General features: G+C 76.0%; 27 protein-coding genes. 14 read left to right on the forward strand and 13 right to left on the reverse strand.

Annotation, left to right across the window (positions count from 1 at the left end):
* Positions 1–69: 69 nt before the first annotated feature.
* Entirely contained in the window at positions 70–1014 is a 945-nt protein-coding gene (locus G1H19_RS16830; RefSeq protein ID WP_235928141.1) for a UTP--glucose-1-phosphate uridylyltransferase, read from the reverse strand.
* A gap of 53 nt (positions 1015–1067) precedes the next feature.
* Here G1H19_RS16830 and G1H19_RS16835 point away from each other — a divergent pair, with 53 nt between their 5' ends.
* The 5 genes from G1H19_RS16835 (at position 1068) to G1H19_RS16855 (ending at position 7106) form a co-directional block, all read left to right on the forward strand.
* Entirely contained in the window at positions 1068–1652 is a 585-nt protein-coding gene (locus tag G1H19_RS16835; RefSeq protein ID WP_162393043.1) for a 5-formyltetrahydrofolate cyclo-ligase, read from the forward strand.
* 100 nt (positions 1653–1752) lie between these two features.
* Positions 1753–3141, forward strand: coding sequence for an SLC13 family permease (locus G1H19_RS16840; RefSeq protein WP_162393042.1), 1389 nt, complete (start codon positions 1753–1755; stop codon positions 3139–3141).
* 84 nt (positions 3142–3225) lie between these two features.
* Positions 3226–4440, forward strand: coding sequence for a CaiB/BaiF CoA transferase family protein (locus G1H19_RS16845; RefSeq protein WP_162393041.1), 1215 nt, complete (start codon positions 3226–3228; stop codon positions 4438–4440).
* Positions 4437–5963 carry a carboxyl transferase domain-containing protein gene (locus G1H19_RS16850; protein ID WP_162393040.1) on the forward strand — a complete coding sequence of 509 codons (1527 nt, stop codon included), beginning with the start codon at positions 4437–4439 and terminating at the stop codon, positions 5961–5963. The genes G1H19_RS16845 and G1H19_RS16850 overlap by 4 nt, the downstream gene beginning before the upstream one ends.
* A 393-nt stretch (positions 5964–6356) precedes the next feature.
* Positions 6357–7106 (forward strand): AAA family ATPase, encoded by a 750-nt coding sequence (locus G1H19_RS16855; protein ID WP_202925918.1) that lies wholly within the window; start codon positions 6357–6359, stop codon positions 7104–7106.
* Positions 7107–7200: 94 nt separating this feature from the next.
* Here the strand turns inward: G1H19_RS16855 and G1H19_RS16860 are convergent, their stop codons facing one another.
* Positions 7201–7683: a MarR family winged helix-turn-helix transcriptional regulator gene (locus G1H19_RS16860; protein ID WP_235928140.1), complete on the reverse strand. Its 483-nt coding sequence runs from the start codon at positions 7681–7683 to the stop codon at positions 7201–7203.
* A 198-nt stretch (positions 7684–7881) separates the two neighbouring features.
* Here G1H19_RS16860 and G1H19_RS16865 point away from each other — a divergent pair, with 198 nt between their 5' ends.
* From G1H19_RS16865 to mscL, 4 genes are all read left to right on the forward strand, one after another.
* Positions 7882–8271 (forward strand): FmdB family zinc ribbon protein, encoded by a 390-nt coding sequence (locus G1H19_RS16865; RefSeq protein ID WP_162393039.1) that lies wholly within the window; start codon positions 7882–7884, stop codon positions 8269–8271.
* A gap of 112 nt (positions 8272–8383) precedes the next feature.
* Positions 8384–9130, forward strand: coding sequence for a hypothetical protein (locus G1H19_RS16870; protein WP_152730859.1), 747 nt, complete (start codon positions 8384–8386; stop codon positions 9128–9130).
* Positions 9131–9234: 104 nt separating this feature from the next.
* On the forward strand, positions 9235–9915 hold the full coding sequence (cpaB, locus tag G1H19_RS16875; RefSeq protein ID WP_162393038.1) for a Flp pilus assembly protein CpaB: 681 nt from the start codon (positions 9235–9237) through the stop codon (positions 9913–9915).
* Complete coding sequence (gene mscL, locus G1H19_RS16880) at positions 9912–10334, forward strand: large conductance mechanosensitive channel protein MscL (RefSeq protein WP_152730857.1); 423 nt, start codon at positions 9912–9914, stop codon at positions 10332–10334. The genes cpaB and mscL overlap by 4 nt, the downstream gene beginning before the upstream one ends.
* Before the next feature lie 33 nt (positions 10335–10367).
* On the opposite strand, the gene G1H19_RS16885 is transcribed toward mscL, so the two are convergent.
* From G1H19_RS16885 to G1H19_RS16895, 3 genes are all read right to left on the reverse strand, one after another.
* Complete coding sequence (locus G1H19_RS16885; RefSeq protein ID WP_152730856.1) at positions 10368–11009, reverse strand: LysE family translocator; 642 nt, start codon at positions 11007–11009, stop codon at positions 10368–10370.
* Between the two features lie 138 nt (positions 11010–11147).
* Positions 11148–11315: a hypothetical protein gene (locus G1H19_RS16890; protein WP_162393037.1), complete on the reverse strand. Its 168-nt coding sequence runs from the start codon at positions 11313–11315 to the stop codon at positions 11148–11150.
* On the reverse strand, positions 11312–11869 hold the full coding sequence (locus G1H19_RS16895) for a YbaK/EbsC family protein (protein ID WP_152730855.1): 558 nt from the start codon (positions 11867–11869) through the stop codon (positions 11312–11314). Before G1H19_RS16895 ends, G1H19_RS16890 begins: the two co-directional genes overlap by 4 nt.
* 136 nt (positions 11870–12005) lie before the next feature.
* On the opposite strand from G1H19_RS16895, the gene G1H19_RS16900 reads away from it, so the two are divergent.
* From G1H19_RS16900 to G1H19_RS16910, 3 genes are read left to right on the forward strand one after another with little or no spacing between them, the layout of a single operon-like run.
* Entirely contained in the window at positions 12006–12362 is a 357-nt protein-coding gene (locus G1H19_RS16900) for a VOC family protein (protein ID WP_152730854.1), read from the forward strand.
* A gap of 43 nt (positions 12363–12405) precedes the next feature.
* A complete protein-coding gene (locus tag G1H19_RS16905; protein WP_152730853.1) occupies positions 12406–12828 on the forward strand; it encodes a PaaI family thioesterase in 423 nt (140 codons plus the stop codon).
* Positions 12825–13712: a phosphotransferase gene (locus G1H19_RS16910; RefSeq protein ID WP_162393036.1), complete on the forward strand. Its 888-nt coding sequence runs from the start codon at positions 12825–12827 to the stop codon at positions 13710–13712. The genes G1H19_RS16905 and G1H19_RS16910 overlap by 4 nt, the downstream gene beginning before the upstream one ends.
* A gap of 145 nt (positions 13713–13857) precedes the next feature.
* On the opposite strand, the gene G1H19_RS16915 is transcribed toward G1H19_RS16910, so the two are convergent.
* The 5 genes from G1H19_RS16915 to G1H19_RS16935 form a co-directional block, all read right to left on the reverse strand.
* Positions 13858–14802, reverse strand: coding sequence for an MSMEG_6728 family protein (locus tag G1H19_RS16915; protein WP_162393035.1), 945 nt, complete (start codon positions 14800–14802; stop codon positions 13858–13860).
* A gap of 113 nt (positions 14803–14915) precedes the next feature.
* A complete protein-coding gene (locus tag G1H19_RS16920) occupies positions 14916–15224 on the reverse strand; it encodes a biopolymer transporter Tol (RefSeq protein ID WP_162393034.1) in 309 nt (102 codons plus the stop codon).
* Positions 15221–16081, reverse strand: coding sequence for an NAD-dependent protein deacetylase (locus G1H19_RS16925; protein WP_152730852.1), 861 nt, complete (start codon positions 16079–16081; stop codon positions 15221–15223). The genes G1H19_RS16920 and G1H19_RS16925 overlap by 4 nt, the downstream gene beginning before the upstream one ends.
* A gap of 162 nt (positions 16082–16243) precedes the next feature.
* On the reverse strand, positions 16244–16690 hold the full coding sequence (locus G1H19_RS16930; RefSeq protein WP_152730851.1) for an SRPBCC family protein: 447 nt from the start codon (positions 16688–16690) through the stop codon (positions 16244–16246).
* A gap of 104 nt (positions 16691–16794) precedes the next feature.
* Positions 16795–18414, reverse strand: a complete 1620-nt coding sequence (locus G1H19_RS16935; RefSeq protein ID WP_235928138.1) for a glycoside hydrolase family 13 protein — start codon at positions 18412–18414, stop codon at positions 16795–16797.
* A gap of 111 nt (positions 18415–18525) precedes the next feature.
* Here G1H19_RS16935 and G1H19_RS16940 point away from each other — a divergent pair, with 111 nt between their 5' ends.
* The gene (locus G1H19_RS16940; RefSeq protein WP_152730849.1) at positions 18526–19272 is read left to right on the forward strand and encodes an SGNH/GDSL hydrolase family protein; all 747 of its coding nucleotides are present in this window, start codon (positions 18526–18528) and stop codon (positions 19270–19272) included.
* 399 nt (positions 19273–19671) lie between these two features.
* Here G1H19_RS16940 and G1H19_RS16945 read toward each other — a convergent pair whose 3' ends face one another.
* Together G1H19_RS16945 and G1H19_RS16950 are read right to left on the reverse strand one after the other, a co-directional pair.
* Positions 19672–19902, reverse strand: a complete 231-nt coding sequence (locus G1H19_RS16945) for a hypothetical protein (RefSeq protein WP_152730848.1) — start codon at positions 19900–19902, stop codon at positions 19672–19674.
* A 70-nt stretch (positions 19903–19972) separates the two neighbouring features.
* Positions 19973–22357 carry an ATP-binding cassette domain-containing protein gene (locus tag G1H19_RS16950; RefSeq protein ID WP_152730847.1) on the reverse strand — a complete coding sequence of 795 codons (2385 nt, stop codon included), beginning with the start codon at positions 22355–22357 and terminating at the stop codon, positions 19973–19975.
* A 195-nt stretch (positions 22358–22552) separates the two neighbouring features.
* Here G1H19_RS16950 and G1H19_RS16955 point away from each other — a divergent pair, with 195 nt between their 5' ends.
* Positions 22553–22741, forward strand: a complete 189-nt coding sequence (locus tag G1H19_RS16955; protein WP_152730846.1) for a hypothetical protein — start codon at positions 22553–22555, stop codon at positions 22739–22741.
* On the opposite strand, the gene G1H19_RS16960 is transcribed toward G1H19_RS16955, so the two are convergent.
* Positions 22731–24674 carry a SpoIIE family protein phosphatase gene (locus G1H19_RS16960; RefSeq protein WP_163638842.1) on the reverse strand — a complete coding sequence of 648 codons (1944 nt, stop codon included), beginning with the start codon at positions 24672–24674 and terminating at the stop codon, positions 22731–22733. The two genes, G1H19_RS16955 and G1H19_RS16960, sit on opposite strands and share 11 nt — an antisense overlap.
* Between the last annotated feature and the right edge of the window lie 204 nt (positions 24675–24878).

Below are 24878 nucleotides of genomic sequence, written 5' to 3' on the forward strand. Positions count from 1 at the left end.
ATCGTCTGCGTCACGTCCGTGACCGGCGACGGAGCTCCCGCCGACGGACCCTGCACCGCCGGCGGCGGGTCAGGCCGTCGGCGTCGTCTCCCCTGTGCCCCCGCCCTCCGGCAGCTGGGCCACGAACTCCACGAGCCAGCTGCGCAGGGCGGGTCCGAGGTCGTCCCGCTCGACGGCGAGCCGCACCACGGCCTTGAGGTAGTCGAGTTTGTCACCGGTGTCGTACCGACGGCCGGAGAACACGACGCCGTGCACCGGGTGTCCCTGCTCCACCAGCCGCAGCAGTGCGTCGGTGAGCTGGATCTCCCCGCCCCGCCCGGGGGGCGTGGCGCGGATGGCGTCGAACACCTCCGGGGAGAGCACGTAGCGGCCGATGATCGCCAGACTGCTCGGCGCCTCGTCGACCGGTGGCTTCTCCACCAGTCCGGTGACCCGGACGACGGTGTCGCCCGAGCTGTCCCCGTCGGCCGTGTGCTCCGCCTCCTCGATCGCCACCGCGCCGTACTTGTCGATGTTCTCCCGCCCGACGTCCAACAGGGCGATGACACACCCACCGTGCTCGGACTGGACGGCGAGCATCTGCTCGAGCAGGTGGTCGCGGGCGTCGATGAGGTCGTCGCCGAGGAGCACCGCGAACGGCTCGTCGCCGACGAACGCCGCCGCCTGCAGCACCGCGTGGCCCAGGCCCTTGGCCTCGCCCTGCCGGACGAAGTGCACCTGCGCGACGTCGGTCGACTCGTGCACCGCGTCCAGCCGGCTCTGGTCGCCCTTCTTCTCCAGGGCCGCCTCGAGCTCGGGAGTGCGGTCGAAGAAGTCCTCGATGGCGGCCTTGTTGCGCCCGGTGACCATCAGCACCTCGGGCAGCCCCGCGCGGGCCGCCTCCTCCACGATGTACTGCAGAGCGGGCCGGTCGACGACCGGCAGGAGCTCCTTCGGCACGGCCTTCGTGGCGGGGAGGAAGCGCGTGCCCATCCCGGCGACGGGGATGACCGCCTTGGTCGTCGGAGAGGTCACGGGCGATCACCACGGCTGCTCGTCATGGCGGAGAGCGTATCTAGCCTGGTCGGGTGGACCAGGGGGACGACAGCGGCGGCAAGGCCGGGCTCCGCACCCGCGTGCGGGAGCGGCGCGCGCAGCGCACCCCGGCCGAGCGGGCCGCCGCCGCACCCGCCCTGGCCGGCGCGCTGCTCCCCCGCCTGGGCGCGGCCCGCGTGGTGGCCGCCTACGTGCCGTTCCCCGAGGAGCCCGGGTACGGGTCGATCCCCGCGGTGTTCACCCGGCTGGACGCCCGGGTGCTGCTGCCGGTGACGCCGGCCCAGGGCCGGGAACTGGCCTGGGCGGTCGGCGACGGCCGGCTGGCGCCGGGCCGGTTCGGGGTCCTGGAGCCGATGGGCCCCCGGCTGCCGGCGAGCGCGGTGGGCAGCGCCGACGTCGTCGTCGTGCCCGCGCTGTCGGTGGCCCTGGACGGCACGCGGTTGGGCCGGGGCGGCGGCTACTACGACCGGGCGCTGCTGCACGCCCGGGCCGACGCGGTGCTCGTGGCGCTGGTGTTCGACGGTGAGCTGGTGCCCTCGCTGCCCGCCGAGCCGCACGACCGGCCGGTCGACGTGGTGGTGACCCCGAGCGGGGGCTGGCAGGACCTGCGCGGCTGACGGTCCGCCGTCGCCTCGCGGCGCAGGCGGCCTGGTGGGAGGGTGACCTGCGTCGCTCCGGGTCGGCCGGGCGACGCCCTCCGACCGGCGGGAGCCACCCGTGTCACCCGAGATCGTCTCGATCCTGGCGCTCGTCGCCATCTTCGCCATCGCGACGTTCCTGCCGATCAACATGGGCGCCCTGGCGTTCGTGGCCGCCTTCCTGGTCGGCACCCTCGCGGTGGGCATGACCACCGACGACATCCTGGCCGGGTTCCCAGGCGAGCTGGTGCTGACCCTGATCGGCGTCACGTACCTGTTCGCCATCGCGCAGAACAACGGCACCGTCGACCTGCTGGTGCGCGGCGCGGTACGCCTGGTGGGCGGCCAGATCGCGCTCATCCCGTGGGTGATGTTCGGGGTGACCGCGGTGCTCACCGGCATCGGCGCGCTGTCGCCGGCCGCGGTGGCCATCGTGGCGCCCATCGCTCTCGGCTTCGCCCGCCGCTACGGCATCAACCCGCTGCTGATGGGCATGATGGTCATCCACGGCGCGCAGGGCGGCGGGTTCTCCCCGATCAGCGTCTACGGGCTGACGGTCAACGAGATCGTCGAGGAGAACGACCTGCCCAGCAGCCCGCTGACGGTGTTCCTGGCCAGCTTGTTCTTCAACCTGGCCATCGCCGCAGTGCTGTTCGTGGTGCTGGGCGGGCGCGCCCTGCTGGGCCGCAAGGCCGCCGACGTCGACGCCGCGCGGGCGGCCGAGGAGCCCACCGCCGGCGGGGCGAGCCCGGCTCCCGGCGGCGGACCGGCGGTGCGCGGCCACGGCGCCGCCCCCGGCCCGGCGGTGGGCGGCAGCCCGCTGACCGCCGAGCAGGCCACCGCCACCGCCAGCACCGAGGGCGGCGGGCGGATCGAACTCGAGCAGGTGCTCACCCTGGTCGGCCTGGTGGCGCTGGCGGTGCTCGCCCTGGCCTTCAAGCTGGACATCGGCTTCGTGTCCATCACCATCGCGGTGGTGCTGGCCATGTTCTCCGCCGCCCGGCACAAGGGCGCGGTCGCCCAGATCAGCTGGTCGACGGTGCTGCTGATCGCCGGCGTGCTCACCTTCGTGTTCGTGCTGCAGGAGGCCGGCACCATCGACTACGTGGGCGAGGCCGCCAGCGGCCTGGGCAGCCCGCTGCTGGTGGCCCTGCTGCTGGCCTACATCGGCGCGGTCGTGTCGGCGTTCGCCTCCTCGACGGCGATCATCGGCGTCGCGATCTCGCTGGCGGTGCCGTTCCTGCTGGCCGGGGAGATCGGCGCGGTCGGCGTGGTCGTCGCGCTGTCGGTGGCCTCCACGATCGTCGACGTGAGCCCGTTCTCCACCAACGGCGCTCTCGTGCTGGCCAACGCGCAGGACGTCGACCGGGACGGCTTCTACAAGCAGATCCTGAGCTACTCCGTCGTCGTCGTGGTGATCGGCCCGCTCATCGCCTGGCTCGTGTTCGTCGTCCCCGGCTGGCTCTGAGGGCCCACCCGCACCCGACCGCGGGCCGCCTGGTCTGCTGGGCACCCGCCCGACACCCTCCGCCCGACGACCGAGGAGACCGACGTGACCGGACCGCTGGACGGCGTGCTCGTCGTCGACCTGACCCGCGCCCTGGCCGGCCCGCACGCCGGGATGATGCTCGGCGACCTCGGGGCGCGGGTGATCAAGGTGGAGAACCCGGGCAGCGGCGACGACACCCGCGGCTGGGGGCCGCCGTTCGTGCAGCCCGACCAGGGCGGGCGGGAGTCGACGTACTTCCTGTCGGCCAACCGCAACAAGCAGTCGATCACCCTCGACCTCAAGGACGAGGCGGACAAGGCCCTGCTCACCGAGCTGCTGCGCCGGGCCGACGTGCTGCTGGAGAACTTCCGCCCCGGCACGCTGGCCCGGCTCGGCTTCGGCACCGACGTGCTGGCCGAGCTGAACCCCCGGCTGGTGACGCTGGCGATCAGCGGCTTCGGCCACGACGGTCCCGAGGGCGGCCGGGCCGGGTACGACCAGATCGCGCAGGGCGAGGCCGGGCTGATGTCGCTGACCGGCTCTGGCCCGGACGACCCGCAGCGGGTGGGTGTGCCGATCGGTGACCTGCTCGCCGGGATGTACGGCGCCTACGGCGTGCTGGCCGCGCTGCTGGAACGGGACCGCACCGGCCGCGGCCAGGTCGTCCGCACCTCGCTGCTGGCCGCCGTCGTCGGGGTGCACGCCTTCCAGGGCACCGCGTGGACGGTGGCCGGTCAGGTGGGCCGCGCCCAGGGCAACCACCACCCCTCGATCGTCCCGTACGGGCTGTTCCACTGCGGCGGGGGCGGCAGCGTGCAGCTGTCCTGTGGCAGCGAGGGGCTGTGGCGCCGGCTGTGCACCGAGTTCGGCCTGGACGCCGAGGCCGAGGGGCTGGCCACCAACGGCGAGCGGGTGGGCAACCGGGCGCGGGTGGTCGAGCTGCTGGAGACCGCGTTCGCCGACATCCCCGCCGAGCAGCTGCTGGCCCGGCTGGCCGCGGCCGGGGTGCCGGCCGGCAAGGTGCGCAACATCGACGAGGTGTACGCCTGGGACCAGACCCTCTCCCAGGGCCTGGTCGTCGACGTCGAGCACGCCACGCTCGGCACGGTGGCGCTGCCCGGGCCGCCGCTGCGCTTCTTCGCCCCGAGCGCCACCGGCGAGACGGAGACCACCCGGCGCGAGCACCGGGCGCCACCGACCCTGGGCGCCGACGGCGACGCCGTCCGGGCCTGGCTGGCCCAGCCCGCGCCGGACGCCGAGGACGGGCCCCGCACGTGACCCGAGCCGCGCGCCTGGACGCCCGGGCGCTGCGCGACCTGGTGCTGGACCCGGGCTCCTGGCTGTCCTGGGACAGCCCGGTGCCGCCGCGCGCCGTGGACGACGGGTACGCCGAGGAGCTCCGCGCCGCCCGGGAGAGGACCGGCCAGGACGAGGCCGTCGTCACCGGCGAGGGGCGGCTGCGCGGACGGCGGGTGGCGGTGCTGGCCGGCGAGTTCGGCTTCCTGGCCGGGTCGATCGGCACCGCCACCGCCGAGCGGCTGGTCGTGGCCATCGAGCGGGCCACCGAGGAGGGGCTGCCGCTGCTGGCGTCCCCGGTGTCCGGTGGCACCCGCATGCAGGAGGGCACGGTCGCCTTCCTGCAGATGATCGGCATCACCGCCGCCATCGCCCGGCACAAGGAGGCGGGCCTGCCCTACCTCGTCTACCTGCGCGGCCCGACGTTCGGCGGGGTGCTGGCGTCCTGGGGCTCACTGGGCCACGTGACCATCGCCGAGCCCGGCGCCGCGATCGGCTTCCTGGGCCCGCGGGTCTACGAGGCGCTCTACGGCGAGCCGTTCCCGGCCGGCGTGCAGACCGCCGAGCACCTCGCCGAGCGCGGGCTGATCGACGGCGTCGTCCCGCACGCGGAGGTGGCCGGCGTCGCCGACCGGGCGCTGCGGGTGCTGGCGGCCCGGGCCACCTGGCACCGCGACGTCGCCGGCGCGCAGACGCCCGTCTCCGACGACGGCACCGACACCGACGACCCGGAGGACGGGCGTACCGCGTGGGACGTGGTCACCGCCTCCCGCCGGAGCGACCGGCCCGGCGTGCGGCGGCTGCTGCGCACCGCGGCGACCGACGTGGTGACCCTGAACGGCACCGGCGCCGGCGAGTCCGACCCCGGCCTGCTGCTGGCGCTTGCCCGGTTCGGCGGGGCGCCGTGCGTGCTGCTCGGCCAGGACCGGCGCGGCCAGTCGCTGTCCGCCCCGCTGGGGCCGGCCGCGCTGCGCGAGGCCCGGCGAGGGATGCGACTGGCCGCCGAGCTGCGGCTGCCGCTGCTGACCCTGATCGACACCCCGGGGGCGGCGCTGTCGGTGGCCGCCGAGGAGGGTGGGCTGGCCGGTGAGATCGCCCGCTGCCTCGCCGACATGGTGATGCTGCGGGCGCCCACGCTGGCGGTGCTGCTCGGCCAGGGCACCGGCGGTGGCGCGCTGGCGCTGGTGCCCGCCGACCGGGTGCTGGCCGCGGCCAACGGCTGGCTGGGCCCGCTGCCGCCGGAGGGCGCCTCGGCGATCGTGCACCGCACCGTGGACCGGGCCGGTGAGATGGCCGCCCAGCAGGGCGTCCGGGCCACCGACCTGTGGCGGGCCGGCATCGTCGACCGGGTCGTGCCCGAGCGGCCCGACGCCGCCGACGAGCCCGCCGCGTTCTGCGAGCGGCTGGGCCGGGTGCTCGGCGAGGAGCTCGCCGGCCTGCTGGGCCGGGACGACGGTGAGCGGATGCGCAGCCGGCTGCACCGCTACCGCCACCTCGGCCGCTGACCCTGCTGTCGGTGGGTGCCCTCCGCGGGCTGGCGGGCTCGCCGCCCGCGGGCTGCGGGCGGGCGGGCGCTCGTGCCCGCGAGCCGCGGGCGGGCGTCCACCGGCTCTTGCGGTGGTGCACCGGCATCTGCGGTGGTGCAGCACCGCAGGAGTGGCGGCACCACCGCAAGAGCTGAGCGTGGCCGGGGCGCCGGACGCGTCCGGGCGGAGGGCGGGCTCGTCGAGGGCGCCGCGCGCCCGCGGGCTGCTCCTGCGGGGGTGCACCGGCATCTGCGGTGGTGCAGCACCGCAGGAGTGGCGGCACCCCCGCAGGAGCTGCGCCCGCGGCCGGGGACGGCGGACGCGTCCGGGCGGGCATGGCGGAATGTCGGTGGCATGCGCGAGCATCCGCGCGTGGACCGCCGCCCCGTGCGCCGACTGAAGCCCGACCCCGGCGCACCACCCCCGGACGACGCGACCCTGCAGACGTGGCCGTTCACCGTGCCCGCCGTCCGGCAGGTGCTGCGGGAGGGGTTCGAGCTGCCCACCGGGGCGCTGGTGCTCGTCGGGGAGAACGGGTCGGGCAAGTCGACCGTCGTGGAGCTGCTGGCCGGCGCCCTGGGACTGAACCCGGAAGGCGGCTCGGTGGGCACCCGGCACAGCACGCGGGCCAGCGAGCCCCGGCCGCTGGACATGATCGTGGAGCGCAGCCCCGGCGGTGAGCGGTGGGCCTACCTGCTCCGTGACGAGACGCTGCACGGCCTCTACACGTACCTGGAGGACAACCGGGGTCCCTCGTCCGACGACGAGCACCCGGGCCGGCGCGAGCCGCTGTTCCACGAGCTGTCCCACGGTCAGGCGTTCCTGGAGCTGTTGCTGCGCCGGGCGACCGGGCCCGGGCTCTACCTGCTCGACGAGCCGGACGCCGCCCTCTCCTTCACCGGCAGCCTCGCGCTGGTCACCGCCCTGCTGGACCTGGTCGGCCTGGGCGCACAGGTGGTGGTCGCCACCCACTCCCCGATCGTGGCCGCGTTGCCCGGCGCCGAGGTCCTCGAGGTCGGCCCATGGGGTCTGCGCCCGGCCACCTGGGAGCGGCTGGAGCTGGTCGACGACTGGCGCCGGTTCCTCGACGCGCCAGAGGCCTACCTGCGCCACCTGCGCTGACCGGCCCCGCCCCTCCGACGCCGTCCTCCGCGCCACCCGAGCCCGGCCGGGTCGCCGTCCGGGCAGCCGGACGGCGACCCGGCGGGCCCCGCGGTCAGCTGCTGCCCAGGCGCAGCGTGTGCTCGGGGTCCAGCCGGTCCAGCACCACCGCGAGCGTGGCACCGAGCTCCTGGACCTGCTGCTCGGAGAGCACGTCGAACAGCGCCTCGCGGACGGCGCCGACGTGTCCCGGGGCGACCGAGCGCACCAGGTCGGACCCGGCGTCGGTGAGCACCGCGAGGTTCCCCCGGCCGTCCTCCGCCGAGCGCTCCCGGCGCACCCACCCACGTTCCTCCAGCCGGGCGATCGTGTGCGACAGCCGGCTCTGCGACTGGTTGGAGACCCGGGCCAGCTCGCTCATCCGCCGGCTGCGTCCCGGGGCCTCCGACAGCATCGCCAGCACGATGTAGGCCGGGTGCGTGATCCCGGCGTCGCGCTGCATCTGGGCGTCCAGCACCCGGGGCAGCAGCTCGGCGACGGCCAGCCACGACCGCCAGACCCGCTGCTGCTCGTCGGTCAACCACGGCTGCTCACCCACGCCCGGACCGTACCTGCCGGCCCGTGTCCGCCCGGTGTCGGTGCGTGTGCGCGACGGCCCGCACGACGCCGCCCACCCCGGCCGGACGACGACGCGCCGGGAACCGGCCGTGGACGCCTGGTGGGCGAGGGCGCATCATTGGCAGTCGCCGGGCGCGAGTGCCAGCCCGGAGACCTGTCGACGAGGAGTAGCACCGCTGTGCCCACGTACCAGTACGCCTGCACCAACCCCGAGACCAAGCACGAGTTCGAGGTCGTGCAGTCCTTCACCGACGCCCCGGTGAGCGTCTGCCCGGAGTGTGGCGCCGCGGTGCGCAAGGTCTACGGCTCGGTCGGCGTGGTGTTCAAGGGCTCCGGCTTCTACCGCACCGACAGCCGCAAGGCCGAGAGCTCGTCGTCCGCGTCGTCGTCGTCGAAGGAGTCCTCGTCCAAGGACTCGTCGTCGAAGGAGTCGTCCTCGTCGTCCAAGGACTCCTCCTCGTCGGGCAAGGACTCCTCCGGCTCGGGGTCCGCCAGCAGCTCGTCGAGCAGCACGCCGTCGTCCAGCAGCTCCTCGTCCAGCTCCTCGGGGGCCGGCTCCGCCGGCTGAGGCCCGCTCGTCCCGGCCTGCGGCAGCGGCCCGGCGGCGAGAGCCTCCCCCGTTCGGGTTGATCCGGACGGCCCGCCTGCCGACCCTCCACAGGAGCGGGAGGAGGCGGCAGATGACCAGCAGCGCAGGACACCCGACCCCGGGCGGCACCCGGAGCCCGGCACCCCGCCGGGCCCCGCGGCCGGGTGTGGTCGCCGCGCGCCGCCGGCGCGAGGAGCGCCGTGCCCGCTGGTACGGCACCGGCCTGAGCCTGGCCGCGGTGTGCCTGACCACCGGCTTCGTGCTGTCGGTCTCGCCCGTCGACCTGCCCGGCCCGACGGCCGTGCCCTCGCCGGCCGCCGTCGTGGTCGGCGTCGCGCCGGTCGCCCCGAACGGCACGGTGCCGGTGCCGTCCCAGGACGCGGTCCCTGCGGCACCCACCCGCGCGCAGCCGGTGATGCCCCTGCCGGCGCCGGACACCGGCTCGGCCTTCGTCCCGTACGCGCCGTACGGCGTGCCGCCCACCTTCGCCCCGCCGACGTCGGAGTGCGGTGGCTACGGCAACCCGCGGCAGATCACGCCCGGCATCGAGGTGGGCCCCGGGCAGGCGACGGCCAGCTGGCAGGCGGACGGCCGGGACGCCGTCATCGGCTACCGGGTCACCGCGGTGACCCTGGACCTGGTGGGCGGCGCGCAGCCCGAGCCGCCCACGCAGACCGTCGGCCAGCGCGACGACTGCGGCCCGGTGTCGGTGACCATCACCGGCCTGCCCAGCGGCGGGCGGTACGTGTTCTGGCTGGAGGAGCAGGTGGTCAGCTCCATCGACGGCGTGGCGAGGTTCGTGCAGGTCGGCTGGTCCCCGGGCGTGGTGATCGGCTAGCACGTGCGGCGCCGGGCGGCCGGTCGTCGTCCACAGCGGTGCGGTGGGTCCACAGCCGTCCGCGACGGTGACCGGGGCGACTGCTGCCCGACCAGCATCGACGCGTGCCCCGTCTGCGTCGACCCCGCCATCCCCTGCACCTGCTGCGCCAGCTCGGCGCCCTGGTGCTGGTGGCCGCCGCCCTGGTGGTCGCGGTCCGCCCACCCGCGCCGGGCACGGCGGGCCCGGCCCCGGGCACCCCGGCGGTCGTGGCCGCCCGCGACCTGCCGGCCGGCACCGTCCTGGCAGCGGCGGACCTCACCGTCGCCGACGTGCCGGTCGGGCTGCGCCCGCTCGGTGCCGCCGGTGACCCGGCCGAGCTCGTCGACCAGGTGCTGGCCGGGCCGGTGCAGGCCGGGGAGCTGGTCACCCGGGTCCGCCTGGTCGGCCCGGGCCTGTGGTCCCAGGTGCCCGCCGGTGAGGTGGCGGCCCCGGTACGGCTGGCCGACCTGGCCGTCGCCGGGCTGCTGCGCGCCGGCGACCGGGTCGACGTGCTGGCCAGCGCACCGGCCGACGGTGGGTCCGGGGCAGTGGAGTCCGAGGTGGTGGCCCCGGCGGCGCTGGTGCTGGCCGTGCCCACGGGCGAGGAGGGCCCGGTGGGCGTGGCGGGCACCGGCCCGAGCGGGCTGCTGGTGCTCGCCGTGCCCCCGTCGACCGCCGCCCGGCTGGCCGCCGCGGCGGTGACCGCGACACTCACCGTCACCGTCGTCCGACCGTCACACGACGTGCCTAGGCTGCCGCCATGATCAAGGGCTTCAAGGACTTCCTGCTGCGCGGCAACGTCGTCGACCTCGCCGTCGCGGTGGTGATCGGCGCGGCGTTCACCGCGGTCGTCACCGCGTTCACCGACTCGTTCCTGACCCCGCTGATCGGTCTGGTCGGTGGTGGCGGCGTCGACGGGGGCACGTTCGAGGTCGACGGCCAGACGTTCACCTACGGCGCGTTCATCAGCCAGGTGATCACCTTCGTGCTCACCGCGGCCGTCGTCTACGTCGTCGTCGTGGTGCCGCTGAAGAAGGTCATGGAGCGCCGGCAGCGCGGCGAGGAGCCCGGGCCGGTGTCCCCCACCGAGGTCGAGCTGCTGACCGAGATCCGCGACCTGCTGCGCAGCCAGCAGGGCCTCGGGGAGCGTCCGCCCCCGGCGCCCGGTGTCACCGGCCGCTGAGCGCGCTCCGGTCGCCGTGCACCCCGGGGCGCCTCAGCGGCCGGCGAGACCCAGCCGCAGACCGAAGCCGACCAGCACCGAGCCGGTCACCCCGTCGACGGTCCGCTGCACCCGCGGGCGCTGCAGCGCCACGCGCAGCCGGCCGACGCCCAGGATCAGCAGGGCGAACCACACCAGGCCGAGCACGTCGTGCACCAGCGCGAGCAGCAGTCCCATCGCCAGCGGGGACGCACCGTCGGGGATGAAGGGCGGCAGCACGGCGATGTAGAAGGCGCCGATCTTGGGGTTCAGCAGGTTGGTGAGCAGCCCGGTGCGCCAGGCCTGCCACCCGCTGCGCCCGGCGGCCTGCTCGGCCGCCCGGGTGTCGGCCGGGGCGGGTGCCCGCCGCAGGGCACCGACCAGCAGGCGGGCACCCAGCCACACCATGTACGCGGCGCCGACCACCCGCAGCACGGTGTACGCGACCGTCGAGGCGGTCAGCAGCGCCGAGACGCCGACCGCCGCCGCCACGCCCCAGACCAGCGCGCCGCTGCCGATGCCGAGCGCGGTGAGGAACGCGTCCCGGCGGCCCTGGGTCATCGCCGCGCGCAGCACCAGGGCGGTGTCCAGCCCCGGCAGCAGGGTCAGCAGACCGGCCACCACCGCGAACCCGCCGACCGCCTGGAGCACGCTCATCGCCGCACTGTCCCAGACGCACGCCACAGCGGTGCCCGCGGCCGCCGGCGGGCCGGGAGGACGGCCGCCCCCGGTGCCACCGGCGGGCCGGGGAGCTCGGTCGCTGCCCCGGCGTCACCGGCGGGCCGGCCGGGGAGCTCAGTCGCTGCCCCAGTGAGGGGGGCGGTCCTCCAGGTAGCGGCGGTCGGTGTCGTCGGCGTCCTCGACCCGCTCGCCCCAGCCGACGTCGGTGTCGTCGGCGGCCCGCTCGAGCCGGGGCGCGACCGGCGGCCGGGGGGCCGCGTCGTCCTCGTGGGGCGTGCTCATCCGACCGGCTGCCCGAGCCCGGGGAGCACCTCGGCGCCGGGCAGGCCGGCCAGCACCCGGCCGGGCAGGGCCAGCTTGGCGCCCCGGGTGCCCGATCCCACGACGAGCCAGTCCGCGTCGGCGACCGCCTGGTCCACCAGCAGCGGCCAGGACACCGGGAGCCCCACCGGGGTGATCCCGCCGTAGGCCATCCCGCTCTCGGCGACGGCGACGTCCTGCGCGGCGAAGGAGGCCTTGCGGGCGCCCAGGTGCCGGCGCACCAGCCCGTTCACGTCGGCCCGGGTCGTGGCCAGCACCAGGCACGCGGCGAGCGTGGTGTCCGCACCCCGCCGGGCCGCCACCACCACGCAGTTCGCCGACGCCGCGAGCGGCACCCCGTAGGCGTCGGTGAAGGCGGCCGTGTCGGCGAGCGCGTCGTCGACCGGGGCGACCCAGACGTCGTCCCCGAGGCCGGTGGCCGCGCTCGCCACCGGCCCGGCCAGCAGGTGCCGGTGCGTGGCGACGGGCTGCCAGTCCAGGGTGCCCAGCTGCGGGGCGGCCACGGGTGGGGGCATGCACCGATCGTCCGACACCGGGCCGCGGCCGCGCACCCGGGGTCGCTCCGCACAGCGGTGGGCGGTGCCGCCCGGGGGTGTCGCTCACCGGCGGGCGGGTGCTGCCGGGCCGGGCCCGCTGGGCGAGGATGGGCCCATGATCGGCCAGCTGCACTCCGTCGTGATCGACGCGCCCGACGCGCACGCCCTGGCGACCTTCTACGCCGGCCTGCTCGGCATGGACGTGCGCGGCGAGCCCGGCGACGACTGGGTCGTCGTCACCGGCGCGGGATACCGGCTGGCGTTCCAACAGGCCCCCGACCTGCGCGCGCCCGACTGGCCCGACCCGGAGCGGCCGCAGCAGTTCCACCTGGACGTGCGGGTCGCCGACGTCGAGGTGGCCGAGCCGCAGGTGCTCGCCCTCGGCGCGCGCCGGCTGCCGGGCGGCGGGGGCGACTTCCGGGTCTACGCCGACCCGGCCGGCCACCCGTTCTGCCTGGTGTGGGACGCGTGAGCCCCGCCACCCCCCGTCCCGGCCCGTCCACCAGGGAGACCCGATGAGCACCGACCCGACCACGTCCCCCGACCTGACCGCCGCCGGTGCGTTCGTGACCGCCAGCGGGTTCCGGCCGACCGAGACCAGCGGCACCCGCGTCGCCGGCCACGCCGACCTCGGCCCGGATCAGCACACCCCGTGGGGCGTGGTGCACGGTGGGGTCTACGCCACCATCGTGGAGTCCGCGGCCAGCATCGGGGCCAGTGCCGCCGTCGCCGGGAACGGGCAGTTCGCCGTCGGGGTCAACAACAGCACCGACTTCCTGCGCGCGATGACCGCCGGCCGGGTGGACGTCGTCGCCGAGCCGCTGCAGCAGGGCCGGGTGCAGCAGCTGTGGCTGGTGGTCATCACCCGGGCCGAGGACGGCAAGACGGTGGCCCGCGGCCAGGTCCGGTTGCAGAACGTACGGCTGCCCGCCCGGTGACCCCGCGTGCCCGCCGGGCGCTCGACGCCGCCACGACGGTGGCCCGGGCGCACGGCCTCACCGTCGGCGAGCCCGTGGTGCTGGCGGACGGGCAGAACGCGGTGGTGCACCTGCGGCCGGCGCCGGTGGTCGCCCGGGTGGCCACCTGCACCAGGCTGCTGCGCCCGGACACCCGGCGGCACTTCGGCCGGGAGGTCGCCCTGGCCTCCGCGCTGTCCGCGGCCGGGGCGGCCGTCGTCCCGCCGTCGGGCGAGCTCCCGCCCGGGCCGCACGTGCAGGACGGGCTGACCGTGTCGTTCTGGCGACATGTCGACATCTCGACGTCCGAACAGCCGACTCCCGAGACCGTCGGGCGGGCGCTGGGCGACCTGCACGCCGTGCTGGCCACGCTGCCCGACGACCTCGTCGCCGACGGCAGCCCGCTGGACACCCCGCTGGACGACCTCGCCGTCTTCGGCGAGCGCGCGGCCGAGCTGGGTGCCGAGCCCGGGGCCGTGCGGCGCGCCGGTGATCTGGTGGCCCGGCTGGGCCCGCTGCTCGCCGGCCGGCCGGGCGGGCTGCTGCACGGCGACACCCACCCGGGCAACCTGCTGGGCACCCCGGGTGGCTGGCTGTCGACCGACCTGGAGGACTGCTGCCGTGGCCCGGTCGGCTGGGACCTGGCCTGCCTGCGCCGTACCGCGCGGCTGGACGGCCGCGCCGCCGTCGACGCCACGCCGTTCCCCATGGACGACGAGGAACTGGCGCCGTTCAGCTGGCTGCGCAGCCTGCACGTGGCGGCGCGGTGGCACGTGGCCGCCACCCGGGAGCAGCGCTGGCTGCCCGAGGCGCGCGCGCTGCTGGCCCGCGCGGTCGACGAGGTCACCGCCGGCCTCGGCGACTGAGCCCGCCCACCGGCACCCGACCAGCGCCCCGCCCTCCGACGTCAGGCCCATCACGGCTGGGTCGCCGGCTCGAGGGGCGAGCGGCTCGGAAGCCGAGCGGCTCGGGAGCCGAGCGGCTCGGGAGCCGACAGGCGCGGGGCCGGGGTCAGCCCACCAGGGCCGGGCCGGGCAGCGCGGCGGCCGGGGCGTCGGGCACCGCGGCCGGGTCCAGGGTCACCCGGAACAGCGCGCGCGGGTCCTGCAGCGTGGCCGGCGGCAGCGCGGCCGAGCGCGCCACCACCCGGGTGAACCGGGCCGGTCGGCGGTGCGGCAGCAGTTCCCGCCCGGCGAAGGCGTAGTCGCCCACGACCTCGCCGAGCAGCAGCCCGGCACCACGCTCGACGGGCAGGCCGACCAGGTCGCCGGGCGCCATCTCGTCCAGCAGCACCGACAGCTGGCGCAGGTCCTTGCCGGGGCGCTTGCCGGACAGCTCCCGCGCCAGCGCGCGCAGCTCGGCCTGCCCCAGACCGGTGGCGTCCACGTCGACCCCGGACTGCGTGCCCAGGCCGACGACGCCGGTGGCCAGCGCGGCCCCCAGCTCCGGGTGCGCGCGCGGCCGCACCACCCACACCGGCACGCCCTGCGGCGGCTCCGCCGGGGGCACCGGGTCGGCCGGTGGCCACACGTAGGGCAGGTCGTCGGGCTCGGCGCCGAACAGCGGCCGGTAGAAGTCCGGCTCCTTCGCCAGCAGGTTGGACCGGTGCGACCGGTGCAGGGCCTCGTCGCCCAGCCAGGAGGGCAGCAGACCGGCCGCGGCGAGGTCGGCCTGGTCGGCGCCGGCGACCTCGGGCGCGAACTCCGCGATCAGCGTGGCGGTGCTGTCGGCGAAGCCGCGTTCGGTCCAGGCCCGCACCGTGGCCAGGCCGTACACCACCAGCGCCGCCGTCCGGCCGCGCCACATGGTCACCACCGGGTGCGAGGTCCAGCCGTAGTCGGGCAGCTCCAGGGCCCGCAGCACCTGCAGGGTCTCGACCCGCTGCTTGCCCAGCCGCGGGGAGTCGAGCGTGCGGGCGCTGTCGAGGAAGCCCGGGACGGGCAGGAAGGTCTGCACGACCGACGTCCCTGCCCGAGCCCGCGGGCGGTCAACCACCCAGCCGCCCGGGCCTAATCGGACGGCCGGTCCCACGAGCGCACTTTCTGTACAGAAAGCGCGCGCCCGGGGGGTCAGTCGGCGTCGAGCTCGCGCAGGGCCTGCTCCCAGCGGGCCCGGCGGGCGTCGGCGTCCTGCTCCCACCAGGCCGTGCCCCGCTCCCCGAGCCCGGTCTTGGCCAGCTGCACCGTGGCCCGGGCCGCGGCGACGGCCGCCTCGTCCCCGGCTCTGCGGGCCGACCGGACGCCGCTGCGCCCGACACCGAGGTGGTGCAGCAGCCGGGCGCGCACGTCGTCGGGCAGGTCGGGGTCGGCAGTGCGCCAGCGCCGCCCGTCGACGACCAGGTACCGCCCGTCCTCGGTGCGGGTGACCTCGCGGGTCACCGGCCCAGCCGGCTCGCCAGCGCGGGGAGCACCAGACCGAGCGGGGCGTCCACCCGCACGTCGGCCTTCTCGTCGCCCCGGGTCGGGCCGGAGTTGACGATCGCCACCGGGATGCCCTCCTTCGCTGCCCGCAGCACGAACCGGTAGCCGCTCATCACGGTCAACGACGAGCCCAGCACCACCAGCGACCGGGCGCCGACCACCAGCTCGTAGCAGTGCTGCACCCGGTCCGGGGGCACGGTCTCGCCGAAGAACACCACGTCGGGCTTGAGCGGGCCACCGCCGCAGGCCAGGCAGTCGACCATCACGAAGTCGTCCAGCGCCTCCTCGGGCAGCTCGACGTCGCCGTCCGGGTTGACCTCGTCGGCGGCGTGCTCGGGACGGAAGCCGGGGTTGGCCGCCCGCAGCCGCAGGTCCAGCGAGGCCCGGTCGGCGACGTCGCCGCAGGCCAGGCACACCGTGCGGTCCAGCCCGCCGTGCAGCTCGACGACGTCCCGCGCACCGGCCGCCTGGTGCAGCCCGTCGACGTTCTGGGTGATCACCCCGGCCAGCAGGCCAGCGCCCTGCAGCGCCGCGACGGCGTGGTGCCCGGCGTTCGGGCGGGCCAGGCCGATCTGCCGCCACCCCACGTAGCTGCGCGCCCAGTACCGGTGCCGGCCCTGCGGGTCCCGGGTGAAGGTCTGCCAGGTCATCGGCGAGTGCGTGCGCAGGGCGCCGGTCACCCCGCGGTAGTCCGGGATGCCGGAGTCGGTGGACAGGCCCGCGCCGGAGAGCACCACCGCCCCGCCACGCCCCACCAGCTCGACGAGCTCGTCCAGGTCCGGTCCGGTGGTCACGGGGGCACTCACAACGGCCATCGTCCCCCCGGGTCCCCGATCGCGGCCAGCTCGTGCGGTGTCGCCTCCGCTCGTGCTGTGCTGCAGCGCCGCACGAGCGGCGCACTCCTGCACCCGCCGGCGGTGCCGGCACGGCGGCACCGCGGGAGCCCGCGCCGAGCGTGGGGGCGGTGGGGTCCTCCCTCAGGCGCCGCCGAGCTCCCGGTCCAGCCGGGCGAGCAGGTCGTCGTGGATCCGGCGCAGCCCCTTCGGCGCGAAGGTGCGCTCGAAGAACCCGCCGATGCCGCCGGCGCCGTCCCAGGTGGTGCGCACCCGGACGGTGGTGCTGGCCGGGCCGTCGGGCTGCACCGTCCAGGTGGTGACCATGCTGCTGTTGGCGTCGCTCTCCACGAGCCCGCCGTCGGGCAGCTCGGTGACGACGACGACCTGGTCCCGCACGCGCTTCTCGGTGGCGGCGAGCTTCCAGTGCACCCGGGTGCCCGAGCCCTGCCCGCCGGCCTCCACGCGGTACTCGCTGTACTGGGCGGGGAGGATGCGCGGGCGGACCCCGGCGTAGTCGGCGAGGGCGGCGTGCACCCGGTCGGCGGGTGCGTGGACGACGCGCTCTGCGGTGCTGACGACCTGTGCCATGCCCTCCAGTCTGCCCACCGTCCCACCACGGGCGGCGCCGGGCACCCACGGGAGCCCGGCCGGGCGCCTTCCACGGCCTGGCTCGGCCGGTGTCCGCCGCCGGGCTACTCGGCGATCCAGACCGCCGTCCCGGCGCCCAGGACGACCGACCCGCCGGTGGGCAGGACCCGGGAGTCCGAGGCGAGCATGACCTCGCCGTAGGCGGGCACGATGGCCGGGGCGGACCCCATGTTGACCCAGCAGGTCACCGCGTCGTGGTCGTCCTCGACCTGCACGCGCAGCAGCTCGCCGTGCACGGTGACCGTGGCGTCGCCGCTGCCGAGCAGCGGGTGGTCGCGGCGCACCGAGATGGCGCGCTGGTAGAGCCGCAGCACGCTGCCGGAGTCCTCGGCCTGCCGGCTCACCGAGTACTCGCTCCAGCCGCGCGGCACCGGCAGCCAGGCGGGCACCTGCGGGTCGGAGGAGAACCCGACGTCCGGACCCTCGTGCCACGGGATCGGCACGCGGCAGCCGTCGCGACCGGGGCGGGCGCCCCCGGAGCGGAAGAAGATCGGGTCCTGCTTGGCCTCGTCCGGGACGTGCGCCTGGGGCAGCCCCAGCTCCTCGCCGGCATACAGGTAGGGCGAGCCCGGCAGCATCAGCATGAGCAGCGCCGCCGCCCGGGCCCGCGACTCCCCCACCGCCCCGCCGCCGAAGCGGCTGACCTGGCGGTCCTTGTCGTGGTTGCTGAGCACCCAGGACACCGGGGCACCGACGGCACGGAAGGCGGCGAGGGCGGAGTCGATGGCGTCGGCGAAGGCGTGCGCGTCCCAGCCGGACTTGAGCAGCCGGAACGCGAACGACTGGTGCAGCTCGTCCGGGCGGGAGTACAGCGCGACCTGGTCCAGGTCGGCCAGGCAGACCTCGCCGACCAGCATCCGCTCACCGGGGTAGGAGTCGACGATCGCCCGCCAGCTGCGCCAGATGTCGTGCACCTCGGGGCGGTTCCAGGTCATGGCCTGCTCCGGGCCGTGCCCGAACAGGGTCGGGCTGTACGAGCCGGGGTTGTCGGGCAGTCCGGGCGCCTTCACCAGGCCGTAGGCGACGTCGACGCGGAAGCCGTCGATGCCGATGTCCAGCCAGAAGCGCAACGTCTGCTCGAAGTCCGCGCGCACCGACTCGTCGGTCCAGTCCAGGTCCGGCTGCTCGGGGGCGAACATGTGCAGGTACCAGCGGCCGTCCGGGGTCCGGGACCAGGCCGGCCCACCGAACAGCGACTGCCAGTTGTTGGGCGGGTGCTCGGAACCCTCGGCGAAGAAGTAGCGGCGCGCCGCCGGGCTCCCTGGGTCGGCCAGCGCCTCGGTGAACCAGCGGTGCTGGTCGGAGGTGTGGTTCGGCACGATGTCCAGCAGCACCCGCAGCCCCAGCGCGTGCGCATCGACGACGAGCGCCTCGACGTCCTCGACGCTGCCGTACTCGGGGTCGACGGCGCGGTGGTCGACCACGTCGTAGCCGCCGTCGGCCCCACCGGAGGGGTAGTGCGGGGTCAGCCAGAGCGCGTCCACGCCCAGGTTCGCCAGGTACGGCAGCCGGGCTCGCAGCCCCACCAGGTCCCCGATGCCGTCGCCGTTGCCGTCGGCGAAGGAGCGGAGGTAGACCTGGTAGACGACGGCGTCGCGCCACCACGCGGCGGTGGCAGCCGCCTCGGCCGCGGGGGCAGCGTGCGCTGCCGAGTCGATCGTCACAGGAGAACTCATCGGCACGCGGAGCGGGATGTGGTGCCCAACCGGTCCGGTTCACCGCTCGGGGCGAGCACCTGTCACGCCGACCCCATCTGCACCGCCTACCGTGCCCGCATGGCAGCCCACCGGGTCCGGCCCCCCGCGACGGCCGTGGTGCCGCTGCTCGCCCTGGCGCCGATGGCGCTGCTGGTGCTGCAGGGACGCGGTGTGCGCGCCCGGACCCCACGGTTGCCCGAGGCCGCCGGCCCCCGGTCCGGCCTCGCGCCCGCGGACGACGGCGGCGGCGGCACGCTGCGGCTGCTCGTGCTCGGCGAGTCCACCGCTGCCGGCGTGGGTGTGAGCGAGCAGCGCGACGGGCTGGCCGGGTCGCTGGCGCGCGAGCTGGCCCTCCGCCGCGGTGTCGCGGTGGCCTGGACCGTGTGCGCCCGCACCGGGGCCACCGCGCAGCGCACCGCCCGGGAACTGCTGCCCGGCGCGGCCACCGGCCAGGACCTGGCGGTGGTGGTGCTGGGCGTCAACGACACGCTGCGGCTGCGTGGCGCCCGCCGCTGGAGCTGCCACATCGGGCAGGTGCTGGACGGCCTGGCGCCCCGGCTGGCCCCGGGCGGGCTCGTCGTGCTGACCGGGGTGCCCGACCTCGGCGCGTTCCCGCTGCTGCCCCAGCCACTGCGTGCGGTGCTCGGCCGGCGGGCGCGTGCCCTGGACCGCCGGCTGGACGGGCTCGCCGCTGCCCGACCCGGGCTGCTGCACGTGCCCGGCCCGCCGGTGACCGGCGCGGCGGTGTTCGCCGTCGACGGCTTCCACCCGAACGCCGAGGCCTACGCGCAGTGGGCATCGCACCTCGCCGCCGCCGTCGGCTGACCGGCCCCCGAGCCCCCTGCCCCCGAGCCCCCTGCCCCCTTGCCCCCTTGCCCCCTTGCCCCAACCGACAGTTGTGCACTGCTCGGCATGCGCGAGCAGTGCACAACTGCGCGGGGTGACCTACGCCCCGAGCCGCCCCTGGGCCGGCCCGGGTCGGAGTCCTCCGCGGTGGCGGGGGCTCAGCCGAGGCGTGCGGGCCCGGCGCGGTAGGCGAGGCCCAGCGGAGCGTGGGCAGGTCAGCCGGCGGGCGGAACAGAGCTCGTGTCGACGTCCGGCACGTGCCGTGCCGTGCCGTGCCGTGCCGTGCCGTGCCGCACCGTGCCGTGCCGTGCCGTGCCGTGCCGTGCCGGACGACGCTGCCCCCGCCGGCGGCCGCCGCCGGGCGGGGGCAGGACGGCGTCAGCCGTGGTGGTGCTCGGGGCCGTGCTCGTGCACGTGCGGGTGCTGGTGGTCGGCGTGGTCGGGGTCCTCCGGGTGACCGTGCTCGTGGCTGTGGTGCTCGGCGGCGCCGGCGCCCTCGTGGTGTCCCTCGCCGTGCGGGTGGCTGTGCGGGTGGTCGTGGCCGGCGTGGCCCGGGTCCTCCGGGTGGCCGTGCTCGTGGTCGGCGTGCTTGCTCTCGGGGGTGGTCACCGTGCCGTCGTACGACACCCGGCGCCGTTGCGCAACGGTGTCCGGCGTGGCGAGCCCCCGAGAGCCCTGCTCAGCCGCCCACGTAGGCCGCCAGGTGCTCCCCGGTGAGCGTGGAGCGGGCGGCCACCAGGTCGGCCGGGGTGCCCTGGAAGACCACCCGGCCACCGTCCTGACCGGCACCGGGGCCCAGGTCGATGATCCAGTCGGCGTGCGCCATGACCGCCTGGTGGTGCTCGATGACGATCACCGACCTGCCGGAGTCGACGAGCCGGTCCAGCAGCCCGAGCAGGTGCTCGACGTCGGCCAGGTGCAGACCGGTGGTCGGCTCGTCGAGCACGTAGACCCCGCCCTGCTCGGCCATGTGGGTGGCCAGCTTGAGCCGCTGCCGCTCGCCGCCGGACAGCGTGGTGAGCGGCTGCCCGAGGCTGAGGTAGCCCAGACCGACGTCGTCCAGCCGGTCCAGGACGGCGCGCGCCGCGGGCGTCCGGGCCTCCCCGGTGCCGAAGAACTCCCGCGCCTCGGCCACCGACATCGCCAGCACCTCGCTGATGTCGCGGCCGCCCAGGTGGTGGTCGAGCACCGAGGCCTCGAACCGCTTGCCGCCGCAGAGCTCGCAGGTGGAGGCGACGCCGGCCATCATCGCCAGGTCGGTGAAGATGACGCCCGCGCCGTTGCAGGTCGGGCAGGCGCCCTCGGAGTTGGCGCTGAACAGCGCCGGCTTCACCCCGTTGGCCTTGGCGAAGGCCTTGCGGATCGGGTCGAGCAGCCCGGTGTAGGTCGCCGGGTTGCTGCGCCGGGAGCCCTTGATCGCCCCCTGGCCCACCGACACCACGCCCGCACCGCGCGGGATCGAGCCGTGGACCAGCGAGCTCTTGCCCGACCCCGCGACGCCGGTCACCACGCACAGCACCCCGAGCGGGACGTCGACGTCGACGTCGCGGAGGTTGTGCCGGGTCGCACCGCGGATCGGCAGAGTGCCGGTGGGCGTGCGCACCGTCTGCTTGAGCGCGGCCCGGTCGTCCAGGTGCCGGCCGGTGAGCGTGCCGCTGGCCCGCAGGCCCTCGACGGTTCCCTCGAAGCAGACGGTGCCGCCGGCGGTGCCGGCGCCGGGGCCGAGGTCGACCACGTGGTCGGCGATCGCGATGGCCTCCGGCTTGTGCTCGACCACCAGCACCGTGTTGCCCTTGTCGCGCAGCTGCAGCAGCAGGCCGTTCATCCGGGCGATGTCGTGCGGGTGCAGGCCGATGGTGGGCTCGTCGAACACGTAGGTGGTGTCGGTGAGCGAGGAGCCGAGGTGCCGGATCATCTTCACCCGCTGCGACTCACCGCCGGACAGCGTGCCGGCGGGCCGGTCGAGGGACAGGTAGCCCAGCCCGATCTCCACGAAGGAGTCCAGCGTGTCGACCAGGGCGGCCAGCAGCGGCGCCACGGTCGGCTCGTGCAGCGAGCGCACCCAGCCGGCGAGGTCGCTGATCTGCATGGCGCAGGCGTCGGCGATGCTGACACCGCCGATCGTGGAGGACCGGGCCGCCTCGCTGAGCCGGGTGCCCCCGCAGGCGGGGCACGCGGTGAAGGTCATCGCCCGCTCCACGAAGGCGCGGATGTGCGGCTGCAGCGCCTCGACGTCCTTGCTGAGCATCGACTTCCTGATCTTCGGGATCACGCCCTCGAAGGTCAGGTTGATGCCCTCGACCTTGATCTTGGTCGGCTCCTTGTACAGCAGGTCCTGCAGCTCCTCGGCGCTGTAGTCGCGGATCGGCTTGTCCATGTCGAAGCCGGCGCCGCTGAAGATGCGGCCGAACCAGCCGTCCATGCTGTACCCGGGCACGGTGAGCGCGCCCTGGCCGAGGGACTTGCTGTCGTCGTACAGCTCGGTCAGGTCGATGTCGGAGACGGTGCCCATGCCCTCGCAGTCCGGGCACATGCCGCCGGTGATGGTGAAGCTGCGCCGCTCCTTGACGGTCTTCCCGCCGCGCTCCATGGTCACCGCACCGGCGCCGCTGATCGAGGCGACGTTGAAGGAGAACGCCTGCGGCGAGCCGATGTGCGGCCGGCCGAGCCGGCTGAACACGATCCGCAGCATCGCGTTGACGTCGGTCGCCGTCCCGACGGTGGAGCGCGGGTTGGCGCCCATCCGCTCCTGGTTGACGATGATCGCCGTGGTCAGGCCCTCGAGCAGGTCGACGTCGGGGCGCGCCAGGGTCGGCATGAAGCCCTGCAGGAAGGCGCTGTAGGTCTCGTTGATCATCCGCTGGGACTCCGCGGCGATCGTGCCGAACACCAGCGAGCTCTTGCCCGAGCCGGAGACGCCGGTGAACACCGTCAGCCGCCGCTTGGGGATGTCGACGCTGACGTCCTTGAGGTTGTTCTCCCGGGCGCCGCGCACCCGGATCAGGTCGTGGCTGTCGGCGGCGTGCGGCACGGGTGCCTGCGGTCCGGTCGTGGCGGTGGTCATGGTGGTCCTCCGTCGGGGGTCCGTCGCGTGCGCCCGGCGGGCGGTCGCAGGTCGCCGTCCTCGGCGCGACAGGGGGTGTCTACCCGATCCGCGGGCCGCGCGGGAGGGCCCACCGGCCCGTCCGGGGGACGCTCGCGGCCGCCGACGTGACCCCGAGCGATTTACGCCGTAAACCGCATCTCGTACACTCCGGGCATGCCGCTGGTGTTCCACTGGGGTGGGCCGCGCGACCAGCAGGTCGCCGACCTGCCTGCCGACATGCTGGCGTCTGCCGTGCTCGTCTACGACGGTCCGCGCTGGCTCGGCGTCTACGAGCGCACGGACCCGGTCCAGGTCGTCCGGTCCGACCGCGGGCCGGCCGAGGTGTGGGTCGTCAAGGAGTAGGAGCGGCTCCGGACGCACGTCCCGCTGCGTCCCCGTCCCGGGACAGCGCGGCCGCCACACCGGTGAGCTCGACGACCCGCCGCGCCGGCCCGGACGGCGGCAGCCGGAAGGTGGCCCGGCCACCGGCCCGGCGGGCGACCTGCAGCAGCAGCCCGATGCCCACGCTGGTCAGCCACCCCAGGCCGGTGACGTCGACGACGAGCGGACCCCCGCGGTCGGCCTCGGCCAGCAGCGTGGCCCCCACCGCCGCGACCCCGGCCTGGTCCAGGTCGCCCGCGACGGCGACGTGCGTCGCGCCCGCCTGCCGGGTCACGGCCACGGTCGCCGGGCGCTCGGCCGCCGTCGCGGAGGAGCGCGCCGGCCGCGCGGGCGGCACGACCGGAGGCGGCAGCCGGAACGCGACGGTGGTGCCGGCGGGCCCGGTGCTGACGTCGACGTCCCGGGCCAGCGCCGAGATCATCTGCAGACCGCGCCCACGGTGCCCCGGGTCGTCCGGCGCCGGGCGCCAGTCGCCCGCGTCGGAGACCCGGACGCCCACCCCGCCGTCGGGCTCCAGGTCGAGCGCGACGCCCAGCGGGCCGGCGGTGGCGGCGTCGCGGTAGGCGTGCTCGGCGGCGTTCCCGGCCGCCTCCCCCAGCGCCAGTTGCAGGTCCTCCACGGCCTCGGGCGGCACGCCCGCCGCCGCGGCCCAGGCCCCGGCCTCGCGCCGCACCCGGGACAGCACCGCCGGGCTGGCGGGCACCTCCAGCCGCAGCGGCGCGGGGAGCAGCCGGAGGGCGACCACCGCCACGTCGTCCGCCGCCCCCGCCGGGTCGACCAGGGCGGCCAGCAGCCCGTCGGCGAGCTCGGCCACCGGCGCGGACCGCCGTCCTGTGGCAACGTCGGCCAGCCGGACGAGGCCCTCGTCGACGCTCTCGCCCTGCGTCTCGACCAGCCCGTCGGTGTACAGCAGCAGGGTGGCCCCGGTCTCCAGGTGGGCGCCTGCCTCGTGCCGGGGCCGGGTGACGGCCACGCCGAGCGCCGGGCCCGCCCCGTCCCGCAGGAAGGTGCCACCGCCGGCGCCCACCACCAGCGGCGGTGGGTGCCCGGCGGAGGCCCAGGTCAGCCGGCCGCTGTGCCGGTCGATGAGCACACAGGCCGCGGTGGCGACGCCGGCGCCGGGCACCCGGTCGGCGAAGCGGTCCAGCAACTCCAGGGCGCGCGCCGGGCCGAAGCCGGCCAGCAGCAGGGTGGTCAGCGAGCTGCGCAGCTGCCCCATCACCGCGGCCGCGGCCGCCCCGTGCCCGACGACGTCGCCCACGGCCACCGCCACGGCTCCGCCACCCAGGTCCAGCACGTCGTACCAGTCACCACCGGCCCGGGTCCCGGCCACCGCCGGCAGGTACCGGACGGCGACGGCCACCCCGTCGAGCGCGGGCACCGCCCCGGGCAGCAGGCTGCGCTGCAGCGTCTCGGCCATCTCCCGGTGCGCGTCGGCCAGCCCCGCCCGCTCGACGGCCGTGGCGACCTGGCCGGCGATGGCCACCAGGAACGACCGCTCGGCCGGGTCGAAGGGCATCGGCTCCAGGAAGGTGACGCCGAGGGCACCGATCAGCCGGTCGGCGACCAGCAGCGGCAGCGACGCCAGCGCCTGGGTCCCGGGGAGCAGGCTGCCCGCGATGGCCGGGTAGCCGGCCACGACGGCGGCCCGGTCGGAGCACCACACCGGGGTGCGGGTGCGCGCGGCGTCGGTGAGCGGCAGCGGCGCGGACATCGGGATGGTGGCGAAGGCGCGCAACCGCTCCACCGGGTAGCCGGCGACGTCGACGGTGTGCAGCAGGCCGTCGGTGCCGGCGGTGCACACCGAGACGACCGAGGCGCCGAGGATGGTGCGCAGCCCGGAGCTCACGACGCCGGCGACCTCGGCGAGGGTGCCGGCGGCCGACAGCGCCACGTGCAGACCGTGCACCTGGTGGCGGCGGTCGTCGTGCGCCCGGCCGTGGGCCCCGTCCCCGTGCGGCCGGTCGTCCTGTGACCGGACCGGACGGCCACCCCGCGGCACGTCGTCCGGCCCGTCCCCGTCGCCCACCGCGACCACCGCAGACCTCCACCCCTCGACGGGGTCACGGTAACGGCGGACACACCGGACTGCTGCCCC

It is taken from the genome of Goekera deserti, assembly GCF_010685995.1.
In the GTDB taxonomy this organism is placed as follows: Bacteria; Actinomycetota; Actinomycetes; order Mycobacteriales; family Geodermatophilaceae; genus Goekera; species Goekera deserti.